Consider the following 23,917-nt stretch of genomic DNA (forward strand, 5'->3'; position numbering starts at 1 on the left):
CTACGGGTGACGTCCCTGGTAGCCGTTTCCGGTGGCCACCAGCACCTCGGCGCCCGCCGGGCTGCCGCAGGCCCGTGGGCAGCCAACGAAATGCCGATGGACGCCGGACGCCCCGTCGTGGAGTGCCGCCGCGGCATCCGCCCGGACGTCGGAGAGAGATTTGTCACACCCCGGCCGTCCGGTGCAGGCGCTGACCCGCAGCCACGGCGAGTTCTCGTCGAACACCAGACCCAGCGGGGCCAGCACCCGCAGCGCGGTGTCGGCCACGCCCTCGTCGAGATCGCAGATCAGCACCGATCGCCACGGCGTGATGAGCACCGGTGCCTCGATGGCGGCCAGGTATTCGGCCACCCTGGCGCGCAGCACGCCGAGCGGCACCGCCGCGCCCAGGCTGACTTTCCCGTCGCCCTGGGTGATCCAGCCAACCGGCGGGCAGGAGAGGGCCGGGTAGAGGGGTCCCGGCGCGGCACCGTCGAGCAGCACGGTGGGGTCGGGCAGTTCGCTCACCCGCCACGCGGTGCCCCTGATCTCGACGAACCGGTGGGCTACCGAGAGCAGCGTCGCCACCGTCGCAGCGGGTGCGATGCGCACCCCGCTGTCCCGGCCGGCCAGGATCACCGCGAAGGTGTCGGCATCGACGGCGTGCACGCCGACGTCGGGCCCCAGTCCGGCCACGTCGCCGCGGCCGTCGTCGAGGGCGAACAGGAAGCGGCCCGGCAATGCGGCCAATGCGGGCGAATCACACAGCGCCGCATCCAGTTCGGGCACCAGAGCCCGGATGTCGGCGCGGCCCGCACTGCGGCCGGACAGCGGGGAGGCGACGATGTTGCGGACCCGCTCATGGGTGGGCGACGGCAGCAACCCGGCCGCGGCGACGGCCTCGGCCACCGCGTCGGTATCGGTGATGGCACGGATCTGCAGATTGCCCCGGGAAGTGAGTTCCATTGCCGGCGAGGCGAACTGATCGGCGGCCTGTGCCAGTGCGGTGAGCTGTGCCGCGGTGATCGCGCCGCCGGGCAGCCGGATGCGGATCAGCGCACCGTCGGCGGCCCGGTGCACCTGCAGCGCACCGGGGCACGCGTCGTCGTCACGGAGCCGGATCATGCACCCACCGTACGGCCTGCGTAGGGGTACGGGCACGGGGCGGCAAAACAGGTACCCGGCTACGCAATCGAGGCCGCTGCCGCGCCCCTAAATTCGGAGCATGCCCGCGGTTTGGGCAAATATTGACGGGAAGTGATCGACATGACCAGCTTGACCATCCACCTACCTCATCCCGGCACGCACGTGTTCAGCGATGCGGCGCATGCGGCCACAGCAAAGCTTCATGCGGCTTTTGAACGGCATGAACACCACGAGTGCAAACGGTACGAGTTCCTCGAAGACGCACTGCTGTCCCGGGAGATGAACCGGCTGTAGCCACTCAGCCGGCCAGCGGTACCGGTGTCACCACCGCGGAGTACCGCGACGCATCCCCGGCTATCACCCGACTCGATTGTCCGTGCAAGTCCACCGGGACATCCCCGGCCAGCGTCACTCTGCTCAGGTACCGGAATTGATCGTCGTAATCGGCGACGGCGTAGTGCTGCGTGGCCCGGTTGTCCCAGATGGCCAGGTCGCCCGGCGCCCAGGCCCACCGAACGGTGTTCTCCAGCTTGGTGACTCGCGCCTGCAGCAACGCGAACAAGGTTGCCGACTCGGCGGTGCCGAGCCCGAGGAAACGCTTGACGAAGTGCCCGAGCAGCAACACCCGGGCACCGGTCTCCGGGTGTACCCGGACCACCGGGTGTTCGGTCTCGAAGTACTCGGACACGAATTCCGCGCGGTATTCGCGGGTGTTGTCGGACAACTGCTCCAGATCGGCCGCGACGTCGGAGGCGTAGTCGTACTGGTTGGTGTGCACCGCCCACAGATTGTCCACCAGCGCCCGCAACGGGGTGGGCAACTGCTCGTAGGCCGCCTGCGTGTTCGCCCAGACGGTGGTGCCGCCGTACTCGGGCAGGGTGACCGCGCGCAGCAGCGACGCCTTGGGGATCCGGTCGACGAAGGTGACGTCGGTATGCCAGCTGTTGGCTTTGTCGTAACGCGAGTCGATCGGCAGGATGTGCGCACCGCGGGAGGTGACGGTCGGATGCGCACCGGTGGGCGTGCCGAGCAGGCCCGCGAAGGCGAGCTGGCCGGCGTCGTCCAGGTGGGCCTGGTCGCGGAAGAAGATCACCTTGTGGGTCAGCAGGGCGTCGTTGATGGCCGCGACGGTGCCGGCGTCCAGATCTGCGGACAGCCGGACGCCGTCCACGCGGGCACCGATATTGGCGCCCAATTTCGTGACGGTGATCGAATTGCGAGGACTCATCCTTTTATTGCGCCAGTCCGGGGACGCCGGGTAAATGATTTGGCTTCGCGCGATCCGAAACGCCGCGGTTCACGCAACTCCAGGTCAAGGGCGACCCAAAGGCCCGGGTGTGAATTGGATCACTCCTGTCGCCGCCTTGTCTCCTCGCGCACAGACAGCCGATTCGCACCGTCGCGAGAAGTACATTCAGCGAAACGAAAGGAGTGAACAATGGCGTCACTCATTGCCATCGGAATCGGGGTCGCCCTGGTGTTCGGCGCCCTCGTTACGCCGTACCGGGATTCGTGGTACGGCCGTTGGAGCCGCTCGGAGCGTTGATCGCTTCGTACCTCCGCGGCTCCGCACGTCGGCAGGCGCTGACGGTGCTCACCTGAGCACGCGGTGCGTGCGGTACGAATAGACGGTGCCGTCCGTACTGCTGCTGTCGACATCCGACACCGATCTGATCACCGCCCGCGCGTCAGGGGCGGACTATCGGTGGGCCAACCCGTCGCGGTTGGTCGACGACGAGCTCGAACGGGAGCTGGCCGGCCTGCTCGACGGGATCGACATCGCGGTCGTGCGCATCCTCGGTGGCTACCGCAGCTGGCAGCGCGGCATCGACGCCGTCGTCGACAGCGGTGTGCCGACCATCGTGCTGTCGGGTGAACAGACCCCCGACGCCGAACTGATGCGGCACTCCACCGTGCCCGCCGGGGTCGCGGTGCAGGCGCACATCTATCTGGCCCAGGGCGGCACGGCGAACCTGCGCGGGCTGCACGCCTTCCTGTCCGACACCCTGCTGATGACGGGGTTCGGCTTCGAACCACCGGTCACCATCCCGACCTGGGGCGTGCTCGAACGGCCACAGAAGGCCTCCGGTGCAGCAACATGCTCTTCAAGCGAGCGCTCGCCGACCGTGGCGGTGCTGTACTACCGAGCGCAGCACCTGGCCGGCAACACGGGATACGTCGAGGCGCTGTGCGACGCCATCGACGCCGCGGGTGGCACGGCGCTGCCGGTCTACTGCGCCTCCCTGCGCACGGCCGAACCCGAACTGCTGCAGCTGCTCGGCACCGCCGACGCCCTCGTCACCACGGTGCTGGCCGCCGGCGGGGCCACGCCCGCGGCGGCGGCAGCGGGCGGATCCGACGACAGCTGGAACGTCGCTCACCTTGCCGCCCTTGACATCCCGATCCTGCAGGGGCTGTGCCTGACCAGTTCCCGGTCGCGCTGGTCGGACAACGACGACGGCCTGGCCCCGCTGGATGTCGCGACCCAGGTGGCGGTGCCGGAATTCGACGGCCGCATCATCACCGTCCCGTTCTCCTTCAAGGAGATCGACGACGAGGGCCTGATCACCTACGCCGCCGATCCGGAACGCTGTGCGCGCGTCGCCGGCCTGGCGGTCCGGCATGCCCGGCTGCGTCATATCGCGCCCGCCGACAAGCGGGTGGCGCTGGTGTTCTCGGCGTACCCCACCAAACACGCCCGCATCGGCAATGCCGTCGGGCTGGACACCCCGGCCAGCGCCGTGGCCCTGCTGCGCGCCATGCGCGAGAAGGGCTACGACATCGGCGACATCCCCGGGGTGGATGCCCGCGATGGCGACGCGCTGGTGCACGCACTCATCGAACGCGGGGGACAGGACCCCGACTGGTTGACCCCGGAGGCGCTGGAGGCCAACCCGATTCGGGTCTCCGCCGCCGACTATGCGAACTGGTTCGCGACGCTGCCCCACGACTTCGCCGACGCGATCGTGCGGCACTGGGGCCCGCCGCCGGGTGAACTCTTCGTCGACCGCAGCCGCGATCCCGAGGGCGAGATCGTCATCGCCGCCATGCAATCGGGTAACACCGTGCTGCTCGTGCAACCGCCCCGCGGGTTCGGCGAAAACCCGGTGGCCATCTACCACGACCCGGACCTGCCGCCCAGCCACCACTACCTGGCGGCCTACCGCTGGATCGACACGCAGTTCGGTGCCGACGCCGTGGTGCACCTGGGCAAGCACGGCAACCTGGAGTGGTTGCCCGGCAAGACGCTCGGCCTGTCCGCCGGTTGCGGTCCCGATGCCGCCCTGGGCGACCTTCCGCTGATCTACCCGTTCCTGGTCAACGATCCGGGGGAGGGCACGCAGGCCAAACGGCGCGCGCACGCCACCCTGGTCGACCACCTCATCCCGCCGATGGCGCGCGCCGAGACCTACGGCGATATCGCCCGGCTGGAACAGCTGCTGGACGAACACTCCACCGTGTCCGCACTGGACCCGGCGAAACTGCCGGCCATCCGCCAGCAGATCTGGACGCTGATGCGCGCGGCGAAGATGGATCACGATCTGGGCCTGGAGGACCGCCCGGACGAGGATTCCTTCGACGACATGCTGCTGCACGTCGACGGCTGGCTGTGCGAGATCAAGGATGTGCAGATCCGCGACGGCCTGCACATCCTGGGCCAGGCACCCACCGGCGAGGCCGAACTCGACCTGGTGCTGGCCGTCCTGCGGGCCCGCCAGCTGTTCGGCGGCGAGCAGACCGTGCCGGGCCTGCGCCAGGCGCTGGGGCTGGCCGAGGACGGCAGCGAGGCGCTGGCCCGCGTGGACGCGGTCGAGGCCACCGCCCGTGAACTGGTCGCCGCCCTGCAGGCCGGCGGCTGGGACAGCGCCGCCGTCGACGGGCTGACCGACGACCCGGTCGTCGCCGACATCCTGCGGTTCGCCGCCGACCAGGTGGTGCCCCGGCTGCGCGGCACCGCCGGCGAGATCGACGCGGTGCTGCGGGCGCTGGACGGGCACTACATCCCGGCCGGCCCGTCGGGCTCGCCGTTGCGCGGCTTGGTCAACGTGCTGCCCACCGGGCGCAACTTCTACTCGGTGGATCCCAAGGCCGTGCCGTCCCGGCTGGCCTGGGAAACCGGTGTGGCGATGGCCGATTCGCTGCTGGAGCGGTACCGCACCGACTACGGCCGCTGGCCGGCGTCGGTCGGGCTGTCGGTGTGGGGCACCTCCGCGATGCGGACCTCCGGTGACGATATCGCCGAAGTGCTTGCCCTGCTCGGGGTCCGGCCGGTGTGGGATGACGCGTCGCGCCGGGTGGTGAGCCTGGAACCGATCTCGCTGGCCGAACTGGGCCGGCCACGCATCGACGTGACCGTGCGCATCTCCGGCTTCTTCCGGGACGCCTTCCCCCATGTGGTCACCATGCTCGACGACGCGGTCCGGCTGGTCGCCGGCCTGGACGAGGCGCCCGAGGACAACTACGTGCGGGCGCACAGCCAGGCCGACCTCGCCGAACACCGCGACGAACGACGGTCCACCACAAGGATCTTCGGCTCGAAACCGGGTACCTACGGGGCCGGCCTGCTGCAGCTGATCGACAGCCGCAACTGGCGTGACGACAACGACCTGGCCCAGGTGTACACCGCCTGGGGCGGATTCGCCTACGGTCGCGACCTGGACGGTGCCCCGGCGGCCGACGACATGAACAAGGCGTATCGCCGGATCGCGGTGGCGGCCAAGAACACCGACACCCGCGAGCACGACATCGCCGACTCCGACGACTACTTCCAGTACCACGGCGGCATGATCGCCACCGTGCGCGCGCTCACGGGTGCGGACCCGGCCGCCTACATCGGCGACAACACCCGCCCCGACGCGGTGCGCACCCGCACCCTGAGCGAGGAGACCACCCGGGTGTTCCGGGCCCGCGTGGTCAACCCCCGCTGGATCAACGCCATGCGCCGGCACGGCTACAAGGGCGCCTTCGAGATGGCTGCCACCGTCGACTACCTGTTCGGTTACGACGCCACCGCGCATGTCATGTCCGACTGGATGTACGAACAACTCTCGGCCTCCTACGTCCTGGACCCGGAGAACCGCAAGTTCATGACGGAGTCCAATCCGTGGGCGCTGCACGGGATGGCCGAACGGTTGCTCGAGGCGGCCGGCCGGGGGATGTGGTCCCAGCCGGAGCCCGACACCCTGGACGGGTTGCGACAGGTGCTGCTGGAGACCGAAGGCGATCTGGAAGGCTAGATTCACACCATGGCTCTCACGTTCGCCGATGTCGCCAAGGCCGAGTACATCCTGCTGACCACGTTCACGAAGGACGGCAGGCCCAAGCCGACCGCCATCTGGGCGGCCCCGGACGGGGACCGGCTGCTGGTCATCACCCAGGCAAAGTCCTGGAAGGTCAAGCGGATCCGCAACACCCCGCGGGTCACCGTCGCGGTCTGCGACCGGCGCGGCAATCCCAAGAGCGAAGCCGTGGAGGCCACCGCCGCCATCCTGGCCCAGTCCGAGGTGGGCCGCGTGTACGACGCCATCGGCGCGCGCTACGGCCTGCTGGGCAAGACCTTCAACCTGTTCTCCAAGCTGCGCGGCGGGATGAAGAACAACGTCGGTCTGGAGCTCCGTGCAGCCGTCTAGACCCGCCACGGCCCGGCAGACCGATATCGGCCGACTGCTGCTGACCTGTCCGGACCGGTCCGGCATCGTCGCGGCGGTCTCGACGTTCCTGACCCGCGCCGGCGCGAACATCATCTCGCTGGACCAGCATTCCACCGAGCCCGAGGGCGGAACGTTCCTGCAGCGCACCGTCTTTCACCTGCCCGGGCTGACCGCGGCGGCACTGGAGCTGGAGCGCGAATTCGCCGCGCTGGCAGCCGAGTTCGACATCGACTACCGGTTCACCGAGGCGGCCAAACCCAAGCGGGTGGCCATCATGGCCTCGACCGCCGACCATTGCCTGCTCGACCTGTTGTGGCGCAACCGCCGCGGCGAACTGGACATGACGGTGGTAATGGTGATCGCCAACCACCCCGAACTGGCCGAACAGGTGCGCTCCTTCAACGTGCCGTTCGTCTACATCCCGGCCACCCGCGACACCCGGGCCGAGGCCGAACAACGGCAACTGGAACTGCTCACCGGCAATGTCGACCTGGTGGTGCTGGCGCGCTACATGCAGATCGTCACCCCGGAGTTCCTGGACGCGATCGGCTGCCCGCTGATCAACATCCACCACTCGTTCCTGCCGGCGTTCATCGGGGCGAACACCTACCGGCGCGCCAGGGAACGCGGCGTCAAACTGATCGGGGCGACCGCCCATTACGTCACCGCCGATCTGGACGAGGGTCCCATCATCGAGCAGGACGTGGTGCGGGTGGACCACACGCACACCGTCGAAGACCTGGTGCGCCTCGGCGCCGACGTCGAACGGGCCGTGCTGTCCCGCGCGGTGCTGTGGCACTGCCAGGACCGCATCCTGCGCCACGACAACGAGACCGTCATCTTCTGACCCATACCGATCCCGCACGGAGGTGGACAGATCCATGGCCCCGACATTCGACGACGTCTACCGCGAGAAGTACCTGCTGCTGACCACGTTCACGAAGGACGGCCGGCCCAAACCCACTCCCGTCTGGGGCGTGCCGCACGAGGGCAAACTGCTCATCGCCACCGACGACGGTTCCTGGAAAACCAAGCGGATCAACAACACCCCGCGGGTGACCATCCAGAAATGTGGTGCGCTGGGAAAGGTCCAAGGCGAACCCGTGGAGGCGATTGCCCGCAACCTACCCAAGTCCGAGACCCGGCGGGTCTTCGACATGGTGACCAGACGGTACTGGTGGCACGCCTGGTGGTGGATCCCGCAGGCGATGCTGCGCGGTGGCATCGACAAGGTGCATGCCGCCATCGAGGTCCGGTCCCTCGACTCCGCCCCCGAAGCCCCCTAGAGACCCAGGAACCCGATCGCCGCCCCACTCGTTGACCCGGTATGGCATCGCGACTGTTCCTCGTCTACGTCCTCGTCGAACTGGCGGTCGTCGTGGGCCTGATCTCGACCATCGGGTTCGGCTGGACGGTGCTGGCACTGCTGGCCGCGTTCGGCATCGGGCTGGCGCTGGCCGGGGCCCAGTTGACCCGTCAGCTGGCACGCCTGCGGGGCGCCGTGAACAGCCGCAGCGGTGATCCGTCGCTGGCCACCGACAGCCTGCTCGTCGCGCTGGGTACGGTGCTGGTCGTCATCCCGGGTCTGGCCAGCTCCGTCGTCGGTGCGCTCCTGCTGCTCCCGCCGACCCGGGTGGCGGCCCGGCCGCTGGCCACCCGCTTGGTCAACCGGCAGCTGAACCGTGCCGTCCCCGTCATGGTGTTCAGCAGCACCACGACCACCACCCGCGGTCGCGGTGACTACGTCGACGGCGAGGTCATCGACGTGGTGGACGAGGTGGTCACCCCGGCGCCGCTGCCGCCCCGGCAGGACTGAGCGCCGACTACTGTTTGTCCCTCGTGACCACACTTCTGCTCAACGGGCGTGTGTACAGCCCGGCCGCCCCCGATGCCACGGCCATGGCCGTGCGCGACGGGCTGGTGGTGTGGCTCGGCTCCGACGACGCCGCCCGTAGCGAATTTCCGCACGCCGACACCGTGGATTTGGACGGCGCCTTCGTCGCACCGGCATTCGTCGACAGCCACGTCCACGTGACGGCCACCGGGCTGGCCCTGACCGGTCTGGACCTGCGCGCCGCGCGCTCGCGCGAGCACTGCCTGCGGCTGGTCGCCGACCACGCCGCGACCCATCCGGACGGCATCGTCTGGGGACATGGCTGGGACGAGACCGGCTGGCCCGAGTCGGAGCCGCCGACCACGGCCGATCTCGACGCCGTCCTGGGTCGGCGGCCCGCCTACCTGAGCCGGGTCGACGTGCACTCCGCGATCGCCTCGACCGGCTTGCGCGGCACCGTGGGTGACCTGGCGGCCGCAGCCGGTTTCGATCCGCAGCGGCCACTGACCGCCGATGCCCACCACGCCGTGCGGGCGGCCGCCCGTGACCTCCTGACAACGACGCAGCGCCGGGCTGCGCAACACGCGGCCCTGGATGCCGCGGCCGCCCTCGGGATCGTCGCCGTACACGAATGCGCCGGACCCGATATCGGCGGGCTGGACGACTGGCAGGCGCTGCGCGCCTTGGACCACGGCGTCGACATCGTCGGCTATTGGGGCCAGGCCGTGCGGTCGGTGGAGGAGGCACGCGACCTCGTCGAGCGCACCGGCGCCAGCGGGCTGGCCGGTGACCTGTTCGTCGACGGCGCGCTCGGCTCGCGGACCGCGTGGCTGCACGAGCCCTACGCCGACGCCCCGCACACCTGCGGCAACACCTATTTGGACGCCGAGGCGGTGACCGCGCACCTGCTGGCCTGCACCGAGGCCGGGATCACCGCAGGGTTCCACGTCATCGGGGACGCTGCCGTCGCGACGGTCACCGATGCGCTGCAGGCGGTGGCCGAGCGGTTCGGCGGGCCGGCGGTGGCCCGCTGCGGGCACCGGCTGGAGCACCTGGAGATGGTCGAGCCCGACCAGGCCGAACGGCTCGGCGGCTGGGGCGTCATCGCGAGCATGCAACCCAACTTCGACCACCTGTGGGGCGGGACGACGGGCATGTATGCGCAGCGTCTCGGGGTTGACCGAGCCGGCAAACTCAACCCCTTCGCGCTGTTAGCATCCCAAGGCGTGCCGCTCGCCTTCGGATCCGACAGCCCGGTAACCGGGCTGGACCCGTGGCAATCCGTGCGGGCAGCGTCGGAACATCGGACCCCGGGCAGCGCGGTGTCGGCGCGCGCGGCGTTCGCCGCCGCAACGCGGGGCGCCTGGCGGGCCGCAGGCGTGCGCGATGGGGTGACCGGCACGTTGGTCCCCGGCGCGCCCGCCTCCTACGCGATCTGGGACGCCGGTGACCTCGAGGTCAGTGCCCCGGCGACCGAGGCCGTCCAGCGCTGGTCCACCGACCCCCGATCCCGGGTGCCTGCGCTACCCCGGCTGACACCGGACCGGTCGCCACGCTGCCTGCGCACCGTCCACCGCGGCGTGGTGCTGTATGGCTGACGCCGAACCTGATACCGACACCGGACCCGAAACGGACACCGCGCCGGAAACCACGACCGAGCCGGAGCCCGCCGGGCCCGGTCGGCTGGCCCGGTTCGGCGACCGGCTCCGCCGGGCGCTGCTGCCCCGGCTGACGCGCCTGCTGGTGTCGGTGCTCGCCGGCGCGCTGATGTGCGTCAGCTTCCCGCCGTGGGGATGGTGGTACTGCGCGTTCCCGGCCCTGGCGGCCTTGGGGTGGGTGCTGACCCGCACGCAAACCACCCGGGCCGGTGGATTCGGCTACGGCCTGGTGTTCGGGTTGGCCTTCTACGTGCCGCTGCTGCCGTGGATCGGCAGCCTTGTCGGCACCCTGCCCTGGCTGGCCCTGGCTTTGCTGCAAGCGCTCTTCCCGGCGCTGTTCGGACTGCTGGCCGTGCTGGTCCGGGGACTGCCCGGCTGGCCGGTCTGGTTCGCCGCCGAGTGGGCGGTCGGTGAGTGGCTCAAATCGGTGGTGCCGTTCGGGGGCTTCCCCTGGGGTGTCGTCGGCTTCAGCCAAGCCGGAGGCCCGCTGCTCCCGCTGGCCCAGATCGGCGGCGCCCCGCTGGTGTCGGTAGCCGTGGCGCTGGTCGGCTTCAGCCTGACCGCGATCGGCTTGGAGATCGTGCTGTGGTGGCGGCACGGTCACCCCGATCACGCCGCCGCCACGACCGACGCCGCGCGACCCGAAGTCGTCTTGCCCGGGGTGTGCATCTGCGTGGTGCTGCTGGGCACCGCGCTGGTGTGGCCGGCGGTGCGCCAGGCCGGGGCCGGGGCCGGCGCCCAACCCTCGATCACCGTGGCCGCGGTGCAGGGCAACGTGCCGCGGCTGGGACTGGATTTCAACGCGCAGCGTCGCGCGGTGCTGGACAACCACGTCGCCGAGACACTGCGGCTGGCGGCCGACGTCCAGGCCGGTCGCGCCCCGCAGCCCATGGTGGTGATCTGGCCGGAAAACTCCTCGGATATCGACCCGTTGATCAACGCCGATGCGGGTGCCGAAATCGCCCAGGCCGCGCGCGCCGTGCACGCACCGATCCTGGTCGGCACCGTACTGCGGGCACCCGGCTACACGCCGAAGAATCCGGCGGCGACGAACACCGTGATGGTCTGGGATGACGTGACCGGCCCCGGTCAACGGCATGACAAGAAGATCGTGCAGCCGTTCGGTGAGTACCTGCCGTGGCGCAGCTTCTTCCGGCACATCTCGTCCTACGCCGACCGCGCCGGGTTCTTCGTGCCCGGGACGGGAGACGGCGTGGTGCAGGCGGCCGGTGTTCCGATCGGCGTCACCACCTGCTGGGAGGTCATCTTCGACCGGGCCGCGCGCGAGGCTGTGCTCAACGGCGCGCAACTGCTCACCGTGCCCACCAACAACGCCACCTTCGACGAGGCGATGAGCGCCCAGCAGCTGGCGTTCGCGCGGCTCCGCGCCGTCGAGCACGATCGCTACGTCGTGGTGGCGGGCACCACCGGCATCAGTGCCGTGATCGCCCCGGACGGCCGCGAGCTGGCCCGGACGAAGTTCTTCGAACCGGCCTATCTGGATGCCTCCGTGCGGCTGAAATCAGGTCTGACCGTCGCCACCGTGTGGGGCCCGGCCATCCAGATCGGGCTGATCGTGATCGGCGTTGCCGCTGTGATTGCGGCCATGCTGCACAATGGGGGCTTCTTCGTGCGACGGCACGAGGGGAGCTTCGTGCGAAGGCGCCGGACGGCCGCCTCCGCCGGCTTGGATTTGCAGCCCGACGCGGGCAGAGCAGGACAGCCCGACGCGGGCAGTGCAGAAAAGCCCGACGCGGGCAGTGCGGAAGAGCCCGACGCGGGCAGTGAGGACAAGGGAAGCACATGACCACTCCTGGGACAGGAGCGGACCGCCCGGACGTTCCGGCGTCGCCGAGCCGGCGCACGCTGGTGATCATCCCGACGTACAACGAGCGGGAGAACCTCCCGCTGATCGTGCGCCGCGTACACGCCGCCCGGCCCGACGTCCATGTGCTGGTGGTCGACGACGGAAGCCCCGACGGCACCGGCCAGCTCGCCGATGAACTCGCCCTGGCCGACCCCGACCGGGTGCACGTGATGCACCGGATCAGCAAGGACGGACTCGGTGCGGCTTACCTCGCCGGGTTCGCCTGGGGTCTGGGCCGGGAGTACTCCGTGCTGGTGGAGATGGATGCCGACGGCAGCCACGCCCCCGAGGAGCTCAGCCGTCTGCTCGAAGCGGTCGACGCCGGCGCCGATCTGGTGATCGGGTCGCGGTACGTGCCGGGCGGGACGGTGCGCAACTGGCCGTGGCGCCGGCTGGCGCTGTCCCGGACCGCCAACACCTATTCACGGGTGCTGCTCGGCGTGGACATCAACGACATCACCGCCGGCTACCGCGCCTACCGCCGCGAGGTCCTGGAGAAGATCGATCTCGGCGCGGTGGAGTCGAAGGGGTACTGCTTCCAGATCGACCTGACCTGGCGCGCGATCAACGCCGGATTCACCGTCGTCGAGGTGCCCATCACGTTCACCGAACGGGAACTGGGCGTATCGAAGATGAGCGGATCGAACATCCGCGAAGCGATGTCGAAGGTCGCCGAATGGGGTATCCGGGGCCGGCTGGACCGCGCCCGCGGCATCACGCACTGAGAACCGGGGTGGTTGTGCCCGCCCCAGTTCGGGACGGGCACATCACGCCCCGAGTCAGGACCCGCGGCGGCGGGTCTTGATGATCTCCAGGCGCTCCTTGAGCAATTCGTCGAGTTCCTCGACCGAGCGGCGCTCCAGCAGCATGTCCCAGTGCGTCCGGGGCGGCTTCACCTTCTTGGGCTCCGGCACGTCCCCCTCGATGAGGGTCCCTTCCAGGCCGTTACGGCACAGCCAGGTGCCGGGGATCTCGGCATCGTCGGCGAACGGAACATCGAATTCCTCGCCGTTCTCGGTGCGGTAACGCGCGACCTGACGGGGCGCCAGATCGTGGTTACGATCGGTCTCGTAGCTCACTGCTCCGAGGCGACTGCCTCGCAGGACACGGTCGGCCATCGTCCACACTCCTCTTACCGGCTGAATTTCGTCCGGAGTTTCAACGCGGATGCTGCCCGCGAAGTTCCCGACTCGACCTACCAGGATACCGCCTGCCCCGCGCCGCTACCGGGGACGCCGGCCGCGCAGGTCTACAGTCGTGTTTCGTGACCGCAGCCGTGCCCTCCCCGCCGCGTCGCCGGACCCGCCCGCAGCCCTGCCGCTGGTGCGGCCGGGAGGTTGCCGACGCCGGCATGGGGCGGCGTCGGCAGTATTGCAGGCAGTCCTGCCGGCAGCGCGCCTACGAACAGCGCGCACAGGTCAAGGGCACGTCGCTGGCGCCCGACGCGGTGGTGCTGACGGCCGACGAGGCCGCCGATCTGGCCGATCGGGTGTATCAGGTGCGCTGCGCTGCCGAGGACATCGCGACCGCCGTCGCGGAGGGAGCCCAGGGTTCCGAACTCCGCGCCCTGTGTGACGTCCTGGTCGAGGCCGCCAAGGCCGCCGACGGTTGGCGCTGACACAGGCTTTTCACAGCTACGATGACGCGGTGCCCAGCACCGCGCCCGACGGCCCCTCCGGTGTGTGGCGTTTCGACGACTTCGTGCTCGACACCCAGCGCTACGAACTGCGCCACGAGGGGTCGGTCATCCGGGTCGAACCGCAGGTGTTCGACGTACTGACCCAGCTGGTCAGCCATCACGACCGGTTCGTCACCAAGGAAGAACTGTTCGACACGGTGTGGGGTGGCCGGTTCGTCGGCGAGGCCGCCCTGACCAGCCGGATCAAGGCCGCCCGGCGCGCTCTCGGCGACGACGGCGAATCCCAGCGGTACATCCGCACCGTCCGCGGCCGTGGGTACCAGTTCGTCGGCACGCTGACCACCACCCAGCCCGCCGCGACGCCGCCGCCTCGCCAGCACATCGCGTTCTGCCGGGCCGCCGACGGTGTACGCCTGGCCTACGCGGTCGCCGGTGCCGGGCCACCGCTGGTGCGCGCCGCCAACTGGATGACCCATCTGGGCTACGACATCGAAAGTCCGGTGTGGCGGCACTGGGTTCGCGACCTCGCGGCCGGGCGCACCTTCATCCGCTACGACGAGCGCGGCTGCGGTCTCTCGGACTGGGAGGCGGTGGACTTCACCTTCGACGATTGGGTCACGGACCTGGAGACGGTGGTCGAAGCGCTTGGGCTCGAACGTTTCCCGTTACTCGGTGTGTCGCAGGGTGGGGCGGTGGCGGTGGCCTACGCCGCCCGGCACCCGGACCGGGTCAGCCACCTGATCCTGTGCGGCTCGTACGCCCGCGGCCGGGCGATCCGCGCCATCAACGATGACGAAAGGCGCGCTGCGGCACTGGATCTGGATCTGGCCCGGGTGGGCTGGGGGCGCGACGACCCGGCTTTTCGGCAGGTTTTCGCCGCCCAATTCCTGCCCGACGGAACCCGCGCCGACTGGGAGGCGTTCGATCATCTGCAGCGCCGCACCACCTCACCGGAGAACGCGGTGCGCTTCCTCGACGAGTTCGGTCGCATCGACGTGCGTGACCTGGCCCGCGACGTGGCATGTCCCGCTCTGGTCATGCATTCCGCCGACGATCACCGCGTTCCCATCCGCTACGGCGAGGAGTTGGCCGCCCTGATCCCGAACTCACAACTGGTGGCGTTGCCGAGCAACAACCACCTGCTCACCGAGGGCGAACCGGCATGGCAGACGTTCCTGTCCGAGCTGTCCGCATTCCTGGCGTCCTGAAGTAGCGGAGCAGGTATTTCTCCACGCAATCTCCACAGATTTTCCATGTGCCGACGTGCGCCGGCGACCATGCTGATCGCATGAAAAAGTTCACCCGCATCCTTCTCGCCGGCGCCGCCGCGATGCTCGCCCTGGGCACCGTGGCCTGCTCCGGTGGCACGTCCCCGGAAGCCGGGTCCACCTCGGCCACCGCGGCAACATCGCCCAGTGCCACGTCTGTACCGCAGCCTTTTCCCCAGTCGGCCCGCTACATGGCCGACACCGAGAAGGACGGTAAGAAGATGGCGATCGGCATCTCCGTCGACGGCGACTCCGTGACCGCCTATGCCTGCAACGGCGTCGACGACGAGGCCTGGTTCTTCGGCAATCAGACCGCCGGCAACATCGACATCACGTCCAAATTCCGTGACACCCTCGACGCGTCGTTCACCGGCTCCGATGTCACGGGCTCGCTGACCATGAACGGCATCACCTACGACTTCACCGCCGCACCCGTCTCCGCACCGGCCGGCATGTACACCGCCGCGCTCGACGGGGTCCGCGCGTCGTGGATCGTGCGGCCCGACGGATCGGTGACCGGCGTGCAGTTCAACGGCGGCATCACCGGCCGCGATTTCGAGCAGGCCGAACTGCAACAGCTCAACGCCGCCCAGTTCCAGGCCCAGGTCCGCAACAAGCGCAAGCTGCAGCAGGCCGACCAGACCGTGAAATTGGCCAACAACACACTGAGCTCGCGGATCAACGGACGCGAAGTGACCGGACAACTCGTCACCGGCACCACCCGGTTCGGCTGACCGCACGCGACGCGAGGGCCCCGGCAACCGCGATGCCGGGGCCCTGTCGTTTTCTTCGCGGCGACGCGAATGCTGTTGCCGCCGTGGCCACGCGCGTAGGTTGGCGGGCCGAGCCTGTGAGGAGTCGCGTTGTCCGCCGAGTTTTTCTGGTTCCTGCCCACCAGCGGCGACAGCCGGTCCATCGTCGGGTCGTCGCACGCCTCCGCGCAGCAGCATGTGCCGCCCGGTTTCCGCGAACCGAGCCGCGGCTACCTCGCCGAGGTGGCCAGGGCCGCCGACCGCCTGGGCTATGCCGGAGTGCTCACGCCGACCGGAACCTGGTGTGAAGACGCCTGGTTGACCACCGCGGCGCTGCTGTCGGAGACGGAGCGGCTGAAATTCCTGGTGGCATTTCGGCCCGGCCTGGTGCCACCCACGCTGGCGGCACAGCAGGCCGCCACCTTGCAGCGGTTCTCCGGCGGCCGCGTGCTGCTGAACATCGTCAGCGGCGGTGACGACACCGAGCAGCGCCGGTTCGGCGACTGGCTGGACCATGATGCCCGCTACGCCCGCACCGGTGAATTCCTGCGTCTGGTCAAAGCGATCTGGGCGCAGGAATCGGTCGACTTCGACGGCGAGCACTACCGGGTGCGCGACGCCCGGGTCTCGGCCCCGCCGGACCCGTGGCCGCAGATCTACTTCGGCGGTTCCTCACCGGCCGCGCTGCCCATCGCCGCCCAGCACGTCGACGTGTACCTGACCTGGGGTGAGCCACCGGCGGACGCGGCCGCCAAGATCGCCACGGTGCGGGCACTGGCGCAGGCCCGCGGCCGTGAGATTCGTTTCGGTATCCGGTTGCACACCATCAGCCGGGACACCTCGGCCGCGGCGTGGGCGGTGGCCGAGCAGCTGTTGGCCGGTCTTTCACCGGAGCAGATAGCGAAAGCGACTGCCTTACACCAGAATTCGGAATCGGAAGGGCAGCGCAGGATGACGGCGCTGCACGGCGGCCGGGTGGACGGCCTGGAGATCTATCCGAACCTGTGGGCCGGGGTGGGCCTGGTGCGCAGCGGGGCGGGCACCGCGCTGGTGGGCAGCCACGAAGAGGTGGCCGCCCTGATCGACGAGTACCACTCGCTGGGCTTCGACGAGTTCATCCTGTCCGGCTATCCACACCTGGAGGAGGCGTACTGGTTCGCCGAAGGCGTGCTTCCGCTCCTGAAGGCGAAGGGTATCGCCGGTTAGCAGGACAGCCTGATCCCGATATCGGGCGGAGCCTGCGCGGGGGCCAGGCAGCCGAACCCGTCCACTCCGGCGGGGCGCATCCGAGCCGCCGTCCGGTGGGCGTAGTTCACGCACACCACCGCGTCACCGTCGGCGCGGCAGGCGAAGTCCCCGAACTTCACCGTCTCGCCGGCACCCAGCTGGGGTCCACTACCGTTGCCGAACGGCCCCGGATCACCGTGCAGCGAGCCGATATTGACGCCGGTCCCGTCGAAGTCCACCCAGTTGCCCTTCCACATCGTGTAGGTGTCCGGGGGTTTCGGCGGCGGGTTGGTCAGCTTCACCAGGCAGGCCAGCGCACCGTCGTTGTACTGGGCGCTGCTGATGCAGCTGACCGTCTCGGTGGTGAAGGCGACACCCTGCACGTCGGTGCTGACACCGTCGCGGGTGGTGGAGCCGAATTTTGCGGCCGGCACCGCCGTGCCGGCGTCCACCCACCGGGTCACCTCCGCGATCGGCGCACCCGCCGACGGCGCGTGGGGCACCGCCGAGGACGGCGCCGGGGGACTGGTCGGCGCCGGCCGGGAACTGCCCGGGGTGACGGCCGTCAGCGGCGGTGGGGCGGACACCGCGGCCCCCTTCATATCCTGCGAGCATCCCGCGACCAGGGCGGACGCCATCACCAGCACTGCCATCCGCATGCGGCCAGGGTAGCCGTTCGCTACCGTCGGGCCATGCACGAACACACCGTCCGCGTGAAGATACGCACCGGGACGATCGAGGGTTTCACCCGTGACGGAGTGCACCGCTGGCGCGCCATCCCGTACGCGAAGGCGCCGGTCGGCGCCCTGCGGTACCGCGCACCACAGCCGGCCGAGCCCTGGCCGGGAGTGCGTTACTGCCACGGGTTCGGCAACTGCGCCCCGCAGCAGCGCCGGTACACCATGCTCGGCATCGGCAAATACCAGCCGATGAGCGAGGACTGTCTGACGCTCAACGTGGTCGCCCCCGAACAACCCGGCGGCGAGCCGCAACCGGACCGGATGCCGGTGATGTTCTTCATCCACGGCGGCGGCTACATCATGGGCAGCTCGGCCACCCCGCTCTACGACGGTGTCGCGCTGGCCCGGCGCGGTTGCGTGTACGTATCGGTGAACTACCGGCTGGGGGCGCTGGGATGTCTGGACCTGTCGGCGCTGTCCACTCCCGAGCATCCGGTCGAGGACAACCTGTACCTGCGTGACCTGATCCTGGCGCTGAAGTGGGTTCGCGAGAACATCGCGGTGTTCGGCGGCGACCCGGACAACGTGACGATCTTCGGCGAGAGCGCCGGCGCGCACGCGGTGGCCACGTTGATGGCGGTGCCCGACGCCGAAGGGTTGTTCGCGCGGGCGATTTCCCAGAGCGCGGCCAGTGGCATGGTGCGCAGCCCGGAACAAGCGGCCATGTTCGCCGAGCAGTTCGCCGGCCTGCTGGGCGCTTCCCGGGCCGACGGTGCGGCCGCCGCGATGGCGGCCCGGCCCGCCGAGCTGCTGGCCGCACTGGACACCCTGATCGCCCGGGCCGGCAAGGAGATGCCGGGCGCCTTCCCGGTCGGGCCGACCTCGGGCACCGAGTTGCTGCCCGAGGACCCGGTGCAGGCCATGCGCGCCGGCCGGGCGCACCCGATCCCGCTCATCGTCGGCAGCAACGCCGACGAGGGCCGGCTGTTCACCCGGTTCATGCAGCTGTTGCCGACCACCGAGCAGAGCATCGAGATGCTGCTGGCCACCGCCGGTGCCGAAACCCGCGACCGGGTCATCGCCGCATACCCGGATTATCCGGGGCGGGCCGCCTGTATCCGGCTGGGCGGCGACTTCGCCTTCGGCACCGCCGCCTGGGATATCGCCGAGGCGCACAGCCGACATCGGCCGACCTACGTCTACCGCTACGACTATGCGCCGCGAATCCTGAACTGGTCGGGGTTGGGCGCCACCCACGCCACCGAGTTGCTCGCGGTGTTCGGCGTGTACCGCACCCGTCTGGGCGGGTTGCTGACGGCCGCCGCGGACGGGGCGTCGGCCCGCCGGGTGAGCCGTCAGGTACAGACCCGCTGGGGTGGCTTCAGCCGGACCGGCAACCCGGGTGAGGGCTGGCCTCGCTACGAGGAGAGCATGCGGGCCGTGCTGGTGTTCGATCGCAATACCCACCTCGAATACGATCCGGCGGCCGAACGGCGCCGTGCCTGGTCGGGTTTCACCCTCGCGGTCGGTTGACTTGACACCTGTCACATGTGACCCGCGCCACTGCTAGGTTCACAGGGGTGCAGAGCCGCCTCATCGAACGCCCCGCCGATCTGACCGACGATTGGCTCACCGCGACGGTGGGCGCCGGCCGCGTCACCGGCCACGACGTCGAACGGATCGGCACCGGCCAGATGAGCGAGTGCTACCGGCTCCGACTGCGCTACGCCGAAGGCGACAGCGGCCCGTCCTCGGTGGTGCTGAAAGTCGCCGCCGCCGACCCGAACAGCCGCGCCACCGGGCTGGCGATGGGTCTCTACGAGCGCGAGGTGCGGTTCTACGCGGAGGTCGCGCCGAAACTGAGTGGGGCAGCGGCGAACCCGTTCGCGCCGTGCTTCCACCATGCCTACGACCCCGAGTCCGGATCGTTCGATCTGGTGTTGGGGGATGCCGCCCCCGCCACGGTGGGTGACGAGATCCGCGGTGCCACAACCGAACAGGCGGCGCTGGCGCTGCAACAGCTCGGCCTGGTGCACGGCCCCCTGGTCGGCGATCCGGATCTGGCCGGCGCCGGCTGGCTGAACCGGGACGCCCCGCTGAACCAGGCGCTGATCGCCGGGTTGTACGCCGGCTTCACCGAACGGTACGGCGACCGCATCGACCCGCTGCACCGACAGGTGTGCGAGCGACTGGTGGCGGCGTTCGACGGTTACCTCGCGCAGGAGTCGGCGGCGACCAAGGGCCTGGTGCACGGTGACTACCGGCTGGACAATTTGTTGTTCGGCGCCCCTGGAGCCCAGCGTCCGCTGACGGTGGTGGACTGGCAGACGGTGACCTGGGGGCCGGCCCTGACCGATGCGGCCTATTTCCTCGGCTGCGCCCTGGCCCCGGAGGTGCGGCGAGCGCACTACGACGATCTGCTGGCGACCTATCACGCGGCTCTCGGCACCGGTGTGCTCGCCCTCGACGAGGTGCGCGACGGCGTGCGCAGGCAGACCTTCTTCGGGGTGATGATGGCGATCGTCTCCTCGATGCTGGTCGAACGAACCGAGCGCGGCGACGAGATGTTCATGACGATGTTGCACCGGCATTGTGAGCATGTGCTGGACACCGACGCCCTGGCGACCCTACCGGAAAAAGTTGTGCCGCAAGCACTCACACCGACCGCGGTCGACGAGCAACCGCACCGGCCGACCGCGGAACCGCTGTGGAGCGAAAGCTGGTACTTCGACTTCGTCGACGCGTCCCAAGGCATCGGCGGGTGGGTGCGGCTGGGATTGATCCCCAACCAGCGCACCGCGTGGGTCAACGCGCTGGTGTGCGGACCGGACATGGCGACGGTGGCCATCAACGATTTCGCCGTCGCCCTGCCCGCCGAACCCGGCCGCATCGAAACCGACGGGTTCGAGCTGCGACTGACCCCCACCGATCCGCTGCGCCGTTACCGGGTGAGCATCCGCGGGCGGGGCGAGTCCTTCGACGATCCCGCGGACCTGCTGCGCGGCGAGGCCGGCCGGCCCGCCGATCTCGCGCTGGCACTGGACTTCAGCACCGCCGGAACGCCGTATCAGTACCGGATCACGCCGCGGTATGAGATTCCCTGTACGGTCGGCGGAACGGTGACGGTGGACGGTGCGCAGTACCGGCTGACGGCCGTCCCCGGACAACGGGATCATTCCTGGGGTGTGCGGGATTGGTGGAGCATGGACTGGGTCTGGAGCGCCCTGCACCTCGAGGACGGCACCCATCTGCACGGCGTCGACATCCGCATTCCGGGCGTTCTCCCGGTCGGCATCGGCTATCTGCAGGACGCCGGCGGACTCGTCGAGCTGCAGTCGGTGCGCTCCGAAAACGCGTTCGCCGACAACGGTTTACCGCTGTCCACGACGCTGACGCTGGCCCCCGGAGGCCTCCGGGTACAGGCGCACGTGCGGGCGCACGCCCCGGTGCTGCTGGTCGCACCCGACGGCAGGGTCAGCCAGTTTCCCCGCGCGTGGGCGACGGTCACCACCGCCGACGGACGCTCGGGTACCGGCTGGGTGGAGTGGAACCGCAATCTCTGAGCGGGCAAGCTGAGCCGATGCTCGCAGTGAAGTCCATCGCCCTGTTCCTGCTCGCCGCGGTGCTGGAGATCGGCGGCGCCTGGCTGGTGTGGCAGGGCGTGCGTGAGCACCGCGGCTGGTGGTTGGTCGGTGCCGGGGTGATCGCGCTCGGCGCCTACGGATTCGTCGCGGCGTTCCAGCCCGACGCACATTTCGGCCGGGTGCTGGCCGCCTACGGCGGCGTCTTCGTGGCGGGCTCGCTGGTATGGGGGATGCTGGCCGACGGGTTCCGGCCGGACCGTTGGGACATCAGCGGGGCGCTGGTCTGCCTGGTCGGGGTCGGGCTCATCATGTACGCCCCACGCTAGAGCGCGTCGTCGTCCAACTCGTCGCGGCGCAGGCCCATCGGAGTGGCGGCGGGCACGTCGCCACCGGCCACCACCAGCCGGGTCAGCGGTGTCAGCGCGGCGAACAGGGCGGCCAGCCGGTCGTCGTCGAGCACGTCGAAGGCTGCCAACGCCAGCCGGTCGGTACCCTCCTCGATCCGTGCCTTGAGTTCGGAGCCGGCCGCCGTGAGTGCGCCCGCACGGTCGATCAGCCCCCGGGTCGCCAACCCGTCCACCTGCTCCTGCCAGGCGTCATCGTCGTAATCTCGTGCGGGGCCGATCATTTCGCGCGGAACCCGGCCGGCCGCGGCGTGCAGCACATTGCATTCCCGGCCGCTGATCCCGTGCGTGGCCAGCAGTGCGTTGTGTCCGTCACCGCGGTGCTCACGCAGCAATGTGGTGGCGTGCCACAGTTTGGCGACCGGTTCTTCGGGCCAGGGCAGCGCGGCGTTGGCGGCGAACAGTGCGCGCCCGTCGGCGGGGGCGGATCGGGCGGCGGCCTCCAAGAGACCGGCCGCGGTGCGCACGGTCGCGTCATCGGTGATGCCGTAGCGGCGCAGCGTCGCCACCGCGGCGTCGGCGCGGGCGGCCAATGCGGCGGCCGGCGCGGCGATCTCCCACGCCGCGGGCAGCGCCTTGTGCACCTGGCGCGGCGAGAAGTTGTAGAACAGCGCCGTGACCACCTCGGGGGCCACCTGCCCGAGGGGAGCCGAGCGCGCGGCGAAGTAGCCCATCCAGAATCCGCGATACCCCAGGCCGGCCAGCGCGGCACGCGACTCCGGTGCGAAGTAGGTGACCGCGTGCACGGGCTCCAGCCGGTCGAACAGCCGACGGGCGACAGAAATCGGTCGGATCATCGTGCCAGTCAAGCACCACCGAATCCGCGGTAGCGGTCGAGCGCCCCGGTAGGGTTTCGACCATGCAGGACGCGGCGGGATCCAATTCGTCCCCGCAGGCCGATTCGACCATGCTGGAGCGGATCCGCGACGCCGCGATGGCGTGCTTCGCCGAGCGGGGTGTGGCGGGCACGTCGCTGCGCACCATCGCCGACTCCGCCGAGGTGAGTGTGGGCCTCATCCAGCACTATTTCGGCAGCAAGGCGAGATTGATCGCGGCGATCGACGAGCACGTGCTGCAGGTGTTCGGTCGGATACTCGAGGAGCCCGAGCCGGCTCCCCGGAACAATCCCGACATCTATCGCGGCGGGACGGCGCGGTTGTTCATCGAACATCCGGACGTGGTGGATTACGTCGCCCGGGTGCTCACCGAGGAGGGGCCGACCGGGGCCACCATCTTCGACGGACTGGTCAAGATCAGTGCGACGCAGGGGGAGACGTTCACCGCCCGGGGGCTGGCCAGACCCGATCTCGATCCGGTGTGGTCGGTGCTCAACCCGGTGCTGGTGCGGATCGCGGCGAGCGTGTTGCGCAGGCACGTCGAACGGCACATTCCCGGACCGCTGTACAGCCCGGAACAGACCCTGCGCTGGGACGAGGCCACCACCAACCTGATCCGCCATGGTCAGCTGCGGGCCGGCCAGGAGCCGACCCAGGATTGAGCCGGGCGTCAGGCGTCCTCGGCGACCGCGCGGGCCGCCTCGTCGATGATCGCGCGCATCGCGCTTTCGGCACCCGCCTCATCGCGCAGCCGCACGGCGCGAGCCACCTCGTCGTGCAGCGCGATGGCCGCGGGGTTGGGTAGCTCCGGCATCATCCCGTGGTGGGTGCGCCCGGTGAGTACCTCGGCGACGACCGCGTTCAGCGCGCGGAACATCTCGTTGCCGCTGGCTTCCAGCAGGGTTTGGTGAAAGATCTTGTCCGCCTGCAGGTATGCCACCAGGTCGCCGGAGCGGCCGTGGACCACCATGTCGGACACCGCGGCGGCCATGATCCGGCACTGATGCGGGTTGGCCCGGCGCGCCGCCAGCGCCGCGGCCGCGGGCTCGAACCCGCGGCGTAGCTCGGACAGCGAAACCAGTTGCGCGGCCCGGTCCTCCGATTCGAGTCGCCAGCGAATCACCCTGGGGTCGAACACATTCCAGTTCACGGCCGGCTGGATGGTGATGCCCACCCGGCGCCGCGAGGCCACCAACCCCATCGACTCGAGCACGCGAATCGCCTCGCGCGCAACGCTGCGGGACACGCCGTGCTCGGCGCTCACCCCTTCGAGTGTGATCACCGCGCCGGGGGGGTACTTTCCCGACACCACGGCGGCGCCCAGTGCGGTCAGCACGTTGTCGTGCAGCGCGCTGACGTTTGGCGAGGCACCCACGGTTACATCGTGTCATA

At 69.7% G+C, this 23,917-nt stretch carries 23 protein-coding genes; 17 read left to right on the forward strand and 6 right to left on the reverse strand.

Features of this window, described 5'->3' with window-relative positions:
• The gene (gene cobG / locus BN977_RS17780; RefSeq protein WP_036399917.1) at positions 1–1,104 is read right to left on the reverse strand and encodes a precorrin-3B synthase; all 1,104 of its coding nucleotides are present in this window, start codon (positions 1,102–1,104) and stop codon (positions 1–3) included.
• 132 nt (positions 1,105–1,236) lie between these two features.
• Between cobG and BN977_RS17785 the strand changes: the two genes are divergently transcribed.
• Entirely contained in the window at positions 1,237–1,419 is a 183-nt protein-coding gene (locus BN977_RS17785; RefSeq protein ID WP_036399919.1) for a hypothetical protein, read from the forward strand.
• Between the two features lie 4 nt (positions 1,420–1,423).
• On the opposite strand, the gene BN977_RS17790 is transcribed toward BN977_RS17785, so the two are convergent.
• The gene (locus BN977_RS17790) at positions 1,424–2,353 is read right to left on the reverse strand and encodes a TauD/TfdA dioxygenase family protein (protein ID WP_036399921.1); all 930 of its coding nucleotides are present in this window, start codon (positions 2,351–2,353) and stop codon (positions 1,424–1,426) included.
• A 403-nt stretch (positions 2,354–2,756) separates the two neighbouring features.
• Between BN977_RS17790 and cobN the strand changes: the two genes are divergently transcribed.
• From cobN to BN977_RS17830, 8 genes are read left to right on the forward strand one after another with little or no spacing between them, the layout of a single operon-like run.
• Positions 2,757–6,362 (forward strand): cobaltochelatase subunit CobN, encoded by a 3,606-nt coding sequence (cobN, locus tag BN977_RS17795; RefSeq protein ID WP_036399922.1) that lies wholly within the window; start codon positions 2,757–2,759, stop codon positions 6,360–6,362.
• Positions 6,363–6,371: 9 nt separating this feature from the next.
• Entirely contained in the window at positions 6,372–6,755 is a 384-nt protein-coding gene (locus BN977_RS17800) for a PPOX class F420-dependent oxidoreductase (RefSeq protein WP_036399924.1), read from the forward strand.
• A complete protein-coding gene (purU, locus tag BN977_RS17805; protein WP_084172593.1) occupies positions 6,742–7,623 on the forward strand; it encodes a formyltetrahydrofolate deformylase in 882 nt (293 codons plus the stop codon). The genes BN977_RS17800 and purU overlap by 14 nt, the downstream gene beginning before the upstream one ends.
• Positions 7,624–7,657: 34 nt before the next feature.
• Positions 7,658–8,062 (forward strand): PPOX class F420-dependent oxidoreductase, encoded by a 405-nt coding sequence (locus BN977_RS17810; RefSeq protein WP_036399927.1) that lies wholly within the window; start codon positions 7,658–7,660, stop codon positions 8,060–8,062.
• Between the two features lie 41 nt (positions 8,063–8,103).
• Positions 8,104–8,592: an FxsA family protein gene (locus tag BN977_RS17815; RefSeq protein ID WP_036399930.1), complete on the forward strand. Its 489-nt coding sequence runs from the start codon at positions 8,104–8,106 to the stop codon at positions 8,590–8,592.
• Between the two features lie 23 nt (positions 8,593–8,615).
• The gene (locus BN977_RS17820; protein WP_036399932.1) at positions 8,616–10,208 is read left to right on the forward strand and encodes an amidohydrolase; all 1,593 of its coding nucleotides are present in this window, start codon (positions 8,616–8,618) and stop codon (positions 10,206–10,208) included.
• The gene (gene lnt / locus BN977_RS17825; protein WP_084172594.1) at positions 10,201–12,075 is read left to right on the forward strand and encodes an apolipoprotein N-acyltransferase; all 1,875 of its coding nucleotides are present in this window, start codon (positions 10,201–10,203) and stop codon (positions 12,073–12,075) included. The genes BN977_RS17820 and lnt overlap by 8 nt, the downstream gene beginning before the upstream one ends.
• Positions 12,072–12,860 carry a polyprenol monophosphomannose synthase gene (locus BN977_RS17830; RefSeq protein ID WP_036399934.1) on the forward strand — a complete coding sequence of 263 codons (789 nt, stop codon included), beginning with the start codon at positions 12,072–12,074 and terminating at the stop codon, positions 12,858–12,860. Before lnt ends, BN977_RS17830 begins: the two co-directional genes overlap by 4 nt.
• Before the next feature lie 54 nt (positions 12,861–12,914).
• Here BN977_RS17830 and BN977_RS17835 read toward each other — a convergent pair whose 3' ends face one another.
• A complete protein-coding gene (locus BN977_RS17835; protein WP_024454873.1) occupies positions 12,915–13,253 on the reverse strand; it encodes an RNA polymerase-binding protein RbpA in 339 nt (112 codons plus the stop codon).
• Positions 13,254–13,399: 146 nt separating this feature from the next.
• On the opposite strand from BN977_RS17835, the gene BN977_RS17840 reads away from it, so the two are divergent.
• From BN977_RS17840 to BN977_RS17855, 4 genes are all read left to right on the forward strand, one after another.
• Entirely contained in the window at positions 13,400–13,753 is a 354-nt protein-coding gene (locus BN977_RS17840; protein ID WP_024454874.1) for a hypothetical protein, read from the forward strand.
• A 29-nt stretch (positions 13,754–13,782) separates the two neighbouring features.
• Positions 13,783–14,982, forward strand: coding sequence for an alpha/beta hydrolase (locus tag BN977_RS17845; RefSeq protein WP_036400453.1), 1,200 nt, complete (start codon positions 13,783–13,785; stop codon positions 14,980–14,982).
• A gap of 80 nt (positions 14,983–15,062) precedes the next feature.
• Positions 15,063–15,776: a hypothetical protein gene (locus BN977_RS17850; protein WP_036399937.1), complete on the forward strand. Its 714-nt coding sequence runs from the start codon at positions 15,063–15,065 to the stop codon at positions 15,774–15,776.
• 129 nt (positions 15,777–15,905) lie between these two features.
• A complete protein-coding gene (locus BN977_RS17855; RefSeq protein WP_036399939.1) occupies positions 15,906–17,000 on the forward strand; it encodes an LLM class flavin-dependent oxidoreductase in 1,095 nt (364 codons plus the stop codon).
• Here BN977_RS17855 and BN977_RS17860 read toward each other — a convergent pair.
• Positions 16,997–17,680, reverse strand: a complete 684-nt coding sequence (locus BN977_RS17860) for a hypothetical protein (protein ID WP_036399943.1) — start codon at positions 17,678–17,680, stop codon at positions 16,997–16,999. The genes BN977_RS17855 and BN977_RS17860 overlap by 4 nt on opposite strands.
• Positions 17,681–17,713: 33 nt before the next feature.
• Between BN977_RS17860 and BN977_RS17865 the strand changes: the two genes are divergently transcribed.
• From BN977_RS17865 to BN977_RS17875, 3 genes are read left to right on the forward strand one after another with little or no spacing between them, the layout of a single operon-like run.
• Positions 17,714–19,234 carry a carboxylesterase/lipase family protein gene (locus BN977_RS17865; RefSeq protein WP_036399946.1) on the forward strand — a complete coding sequence of 507 codons (1,521 nt, stop codon included), beginning with the start codon at positions 17,714–17,716 and terminating at the stop codon, positions 19,232–19,234.
• Positions 19,235–19,281: 47 nt separating this feature from the next.
• Entirely contained in the window at positions 19,282–21,264 is a 1,983-nt protein-coding gene (locus BN977_RS17870) for a DUF7064 domain-containing protein (protein WP_036399948.1), read from the forward strand.
• Positions 21,265–21,281: 17 nt separating this feature from the next.
• Positions 21,282–21,611, forward strand: a complete 330-nt coding sequence (locus BN977_RS17875) for a YnfA family protein (RefSeq protein ID WP_036399951.1) — start codon at positions 21,282–21,284, stop codon at positions 21,609–21,611.
• Here the strand turns inward: BN977_RS17875 and BN977_RS17880 are convergent.
• Positions 21,608–22,486, reverse strand: coding sequence for an SCO6745 family protein (locus BN977_RS17880; protein ID WP_036399953.1), 879 nt, complete (start codon positions 22,484–22,486; stop codon positions 21,608–21,610). The two genes, BN977_RS17875 and BN977_RS17880, sit on opposite strands and share 4 nt — an antisense overlap.
• A gap of 62 nt (positions 22,487–22,548) precedes the next feature.
• Here BN977_RS17880 and BN977_RS17885 point away from each other — a divergent pair, with 62 nt between their 5' ends.
• Positions 22,549–23,187 carry a TetR/AcrR family transcriptional regulator gene (locus BN977_RS17885; protein WP_036399955.1) on the forward strand — a complete coding sequence of 213 codons (639 nt, stop codon included), beginning with the start codon at positions 22,549–22,551 and terminating at the stop codon, positions 23,185–23,187.
• Between the two features lie 8 nt (positions 23,188–23,195).
• Here the strand turns inward: BN977_RS17885 and BN977_RS17890 are convergent, their stop codons facing one another.
• A complete protein-coding gene (locus tag BN977_RS17890; RefSeq protein WP_024454883.1) occupies positions 23,196–23,900 on the reverse strand; it encodes a FadR/GntR family transcriptional regulator in 705 nt (234 codons plus the stop codon).
• Positions 23,901–23,917: the final 17 nt, after the last annotated feature.

Source organism: Mycolicibacterium cosmeticum, from assembly GCF_000613185.1.
GTDB lineage: Bacteria > Actinomycetota > Actinomycetes > Mycobacteriales > Mycobacteriaceae > Mycobacterium > Mycobacterium cosmeticum.

Coding starts and splice junctions, on each gene's coding strand:
- BN977_RS17815 (WP_036399930.1), top strand. CDS start 8,104: ATGGCATCGCGACTGTTCCTCGTCTACGTCCTCGTCGAACTGGCGGTC.
- lnt (WP_084172594.1), top strand. CDS start 10,201: ATGGCTGACGCCGAACCTGATACCGACACCGGACCCGAAACGGACACC.
- BN977_RS17830 (WP_036399934.1), top strand. CDS start 12,072: ATGACCACTCCTGGGACAGGAGCGGACCGCCCGGACGTTCCGGCGTCG.
- BN977_RS17790 (WP_036399921.1), bottom strand. CDS start 2,353: ATGAGTCCTCGCAATTCGATCACCGTCACGAAATTGGGCGCCAATATC.
- BN977_RS17850 (WP_036399937.1), top strand. CDS start 15,063: ATGAAAAAGTTCACCCGCATCCTTCTCGCCGGCGCCGCCGCGATGCTC.
- BN977_RS17860 (WP_036399943.1), bottom strand. CDS start 17,680: ATGCGGATGGCAGTGCTGGTGATGGCGTCCGCCCTGGTCGCGGGATGC.
- BN977_RS17875 (WP_036399951.1), top strand. CDS start 21,282: ATGCTCGCAGTGAAGTCCATCGCCCTGTTCCTGCTCGCCGCGGTGCTG.
- BN977_RS17865 (WP_036399946.1), top strand. CDS start 17,714: ATGCACGAACACACCGTCCGCGTGAAGATACGCACCGGGACGATCGAG.
- BN977_RS17885 (WP_036399955.1), top strand. CDS start 22,549: ATGCAGGACGCGGCGGGATCCAATTCGTCCCCGCAGGCCGATTCGACC.
- BN977_RS17880 (WP_036399953.1), bottom strand. CDS start 22,486: ATGATCCGACCGATTTCTGTCGCCCGTCGGCTGTTCGACCGGCTGGAG.
- BN977_RS17800 (WP_036399924.1), top strand. CDS start 6,372: ATGGCTCTCACGTTCGCCGATGTCGCCAAGGCCGAGTACATCCTGCTG.
- BN977_RS17810 (WP_036399927.1), top strand. CDS start 7,658: ATGGCCCCGACATTCGACGACGTCTACCGCGAGAAGTACCTGCTGCTG.
- cobG (WP_036399917.1), bottom strand. CDS start 1,104: ATGATCCGGCTCCGTGACGACGACGCGTGCCCCGGTGCGCTGCAGGTG.
- BN977_RS17835 (WP_024454873.1), bottom strand. CDS start 13,253: ATGGCCGACCGTGTCCTGCGAGGCAGTCGCCTCGGAGCAGTGAGCTAC.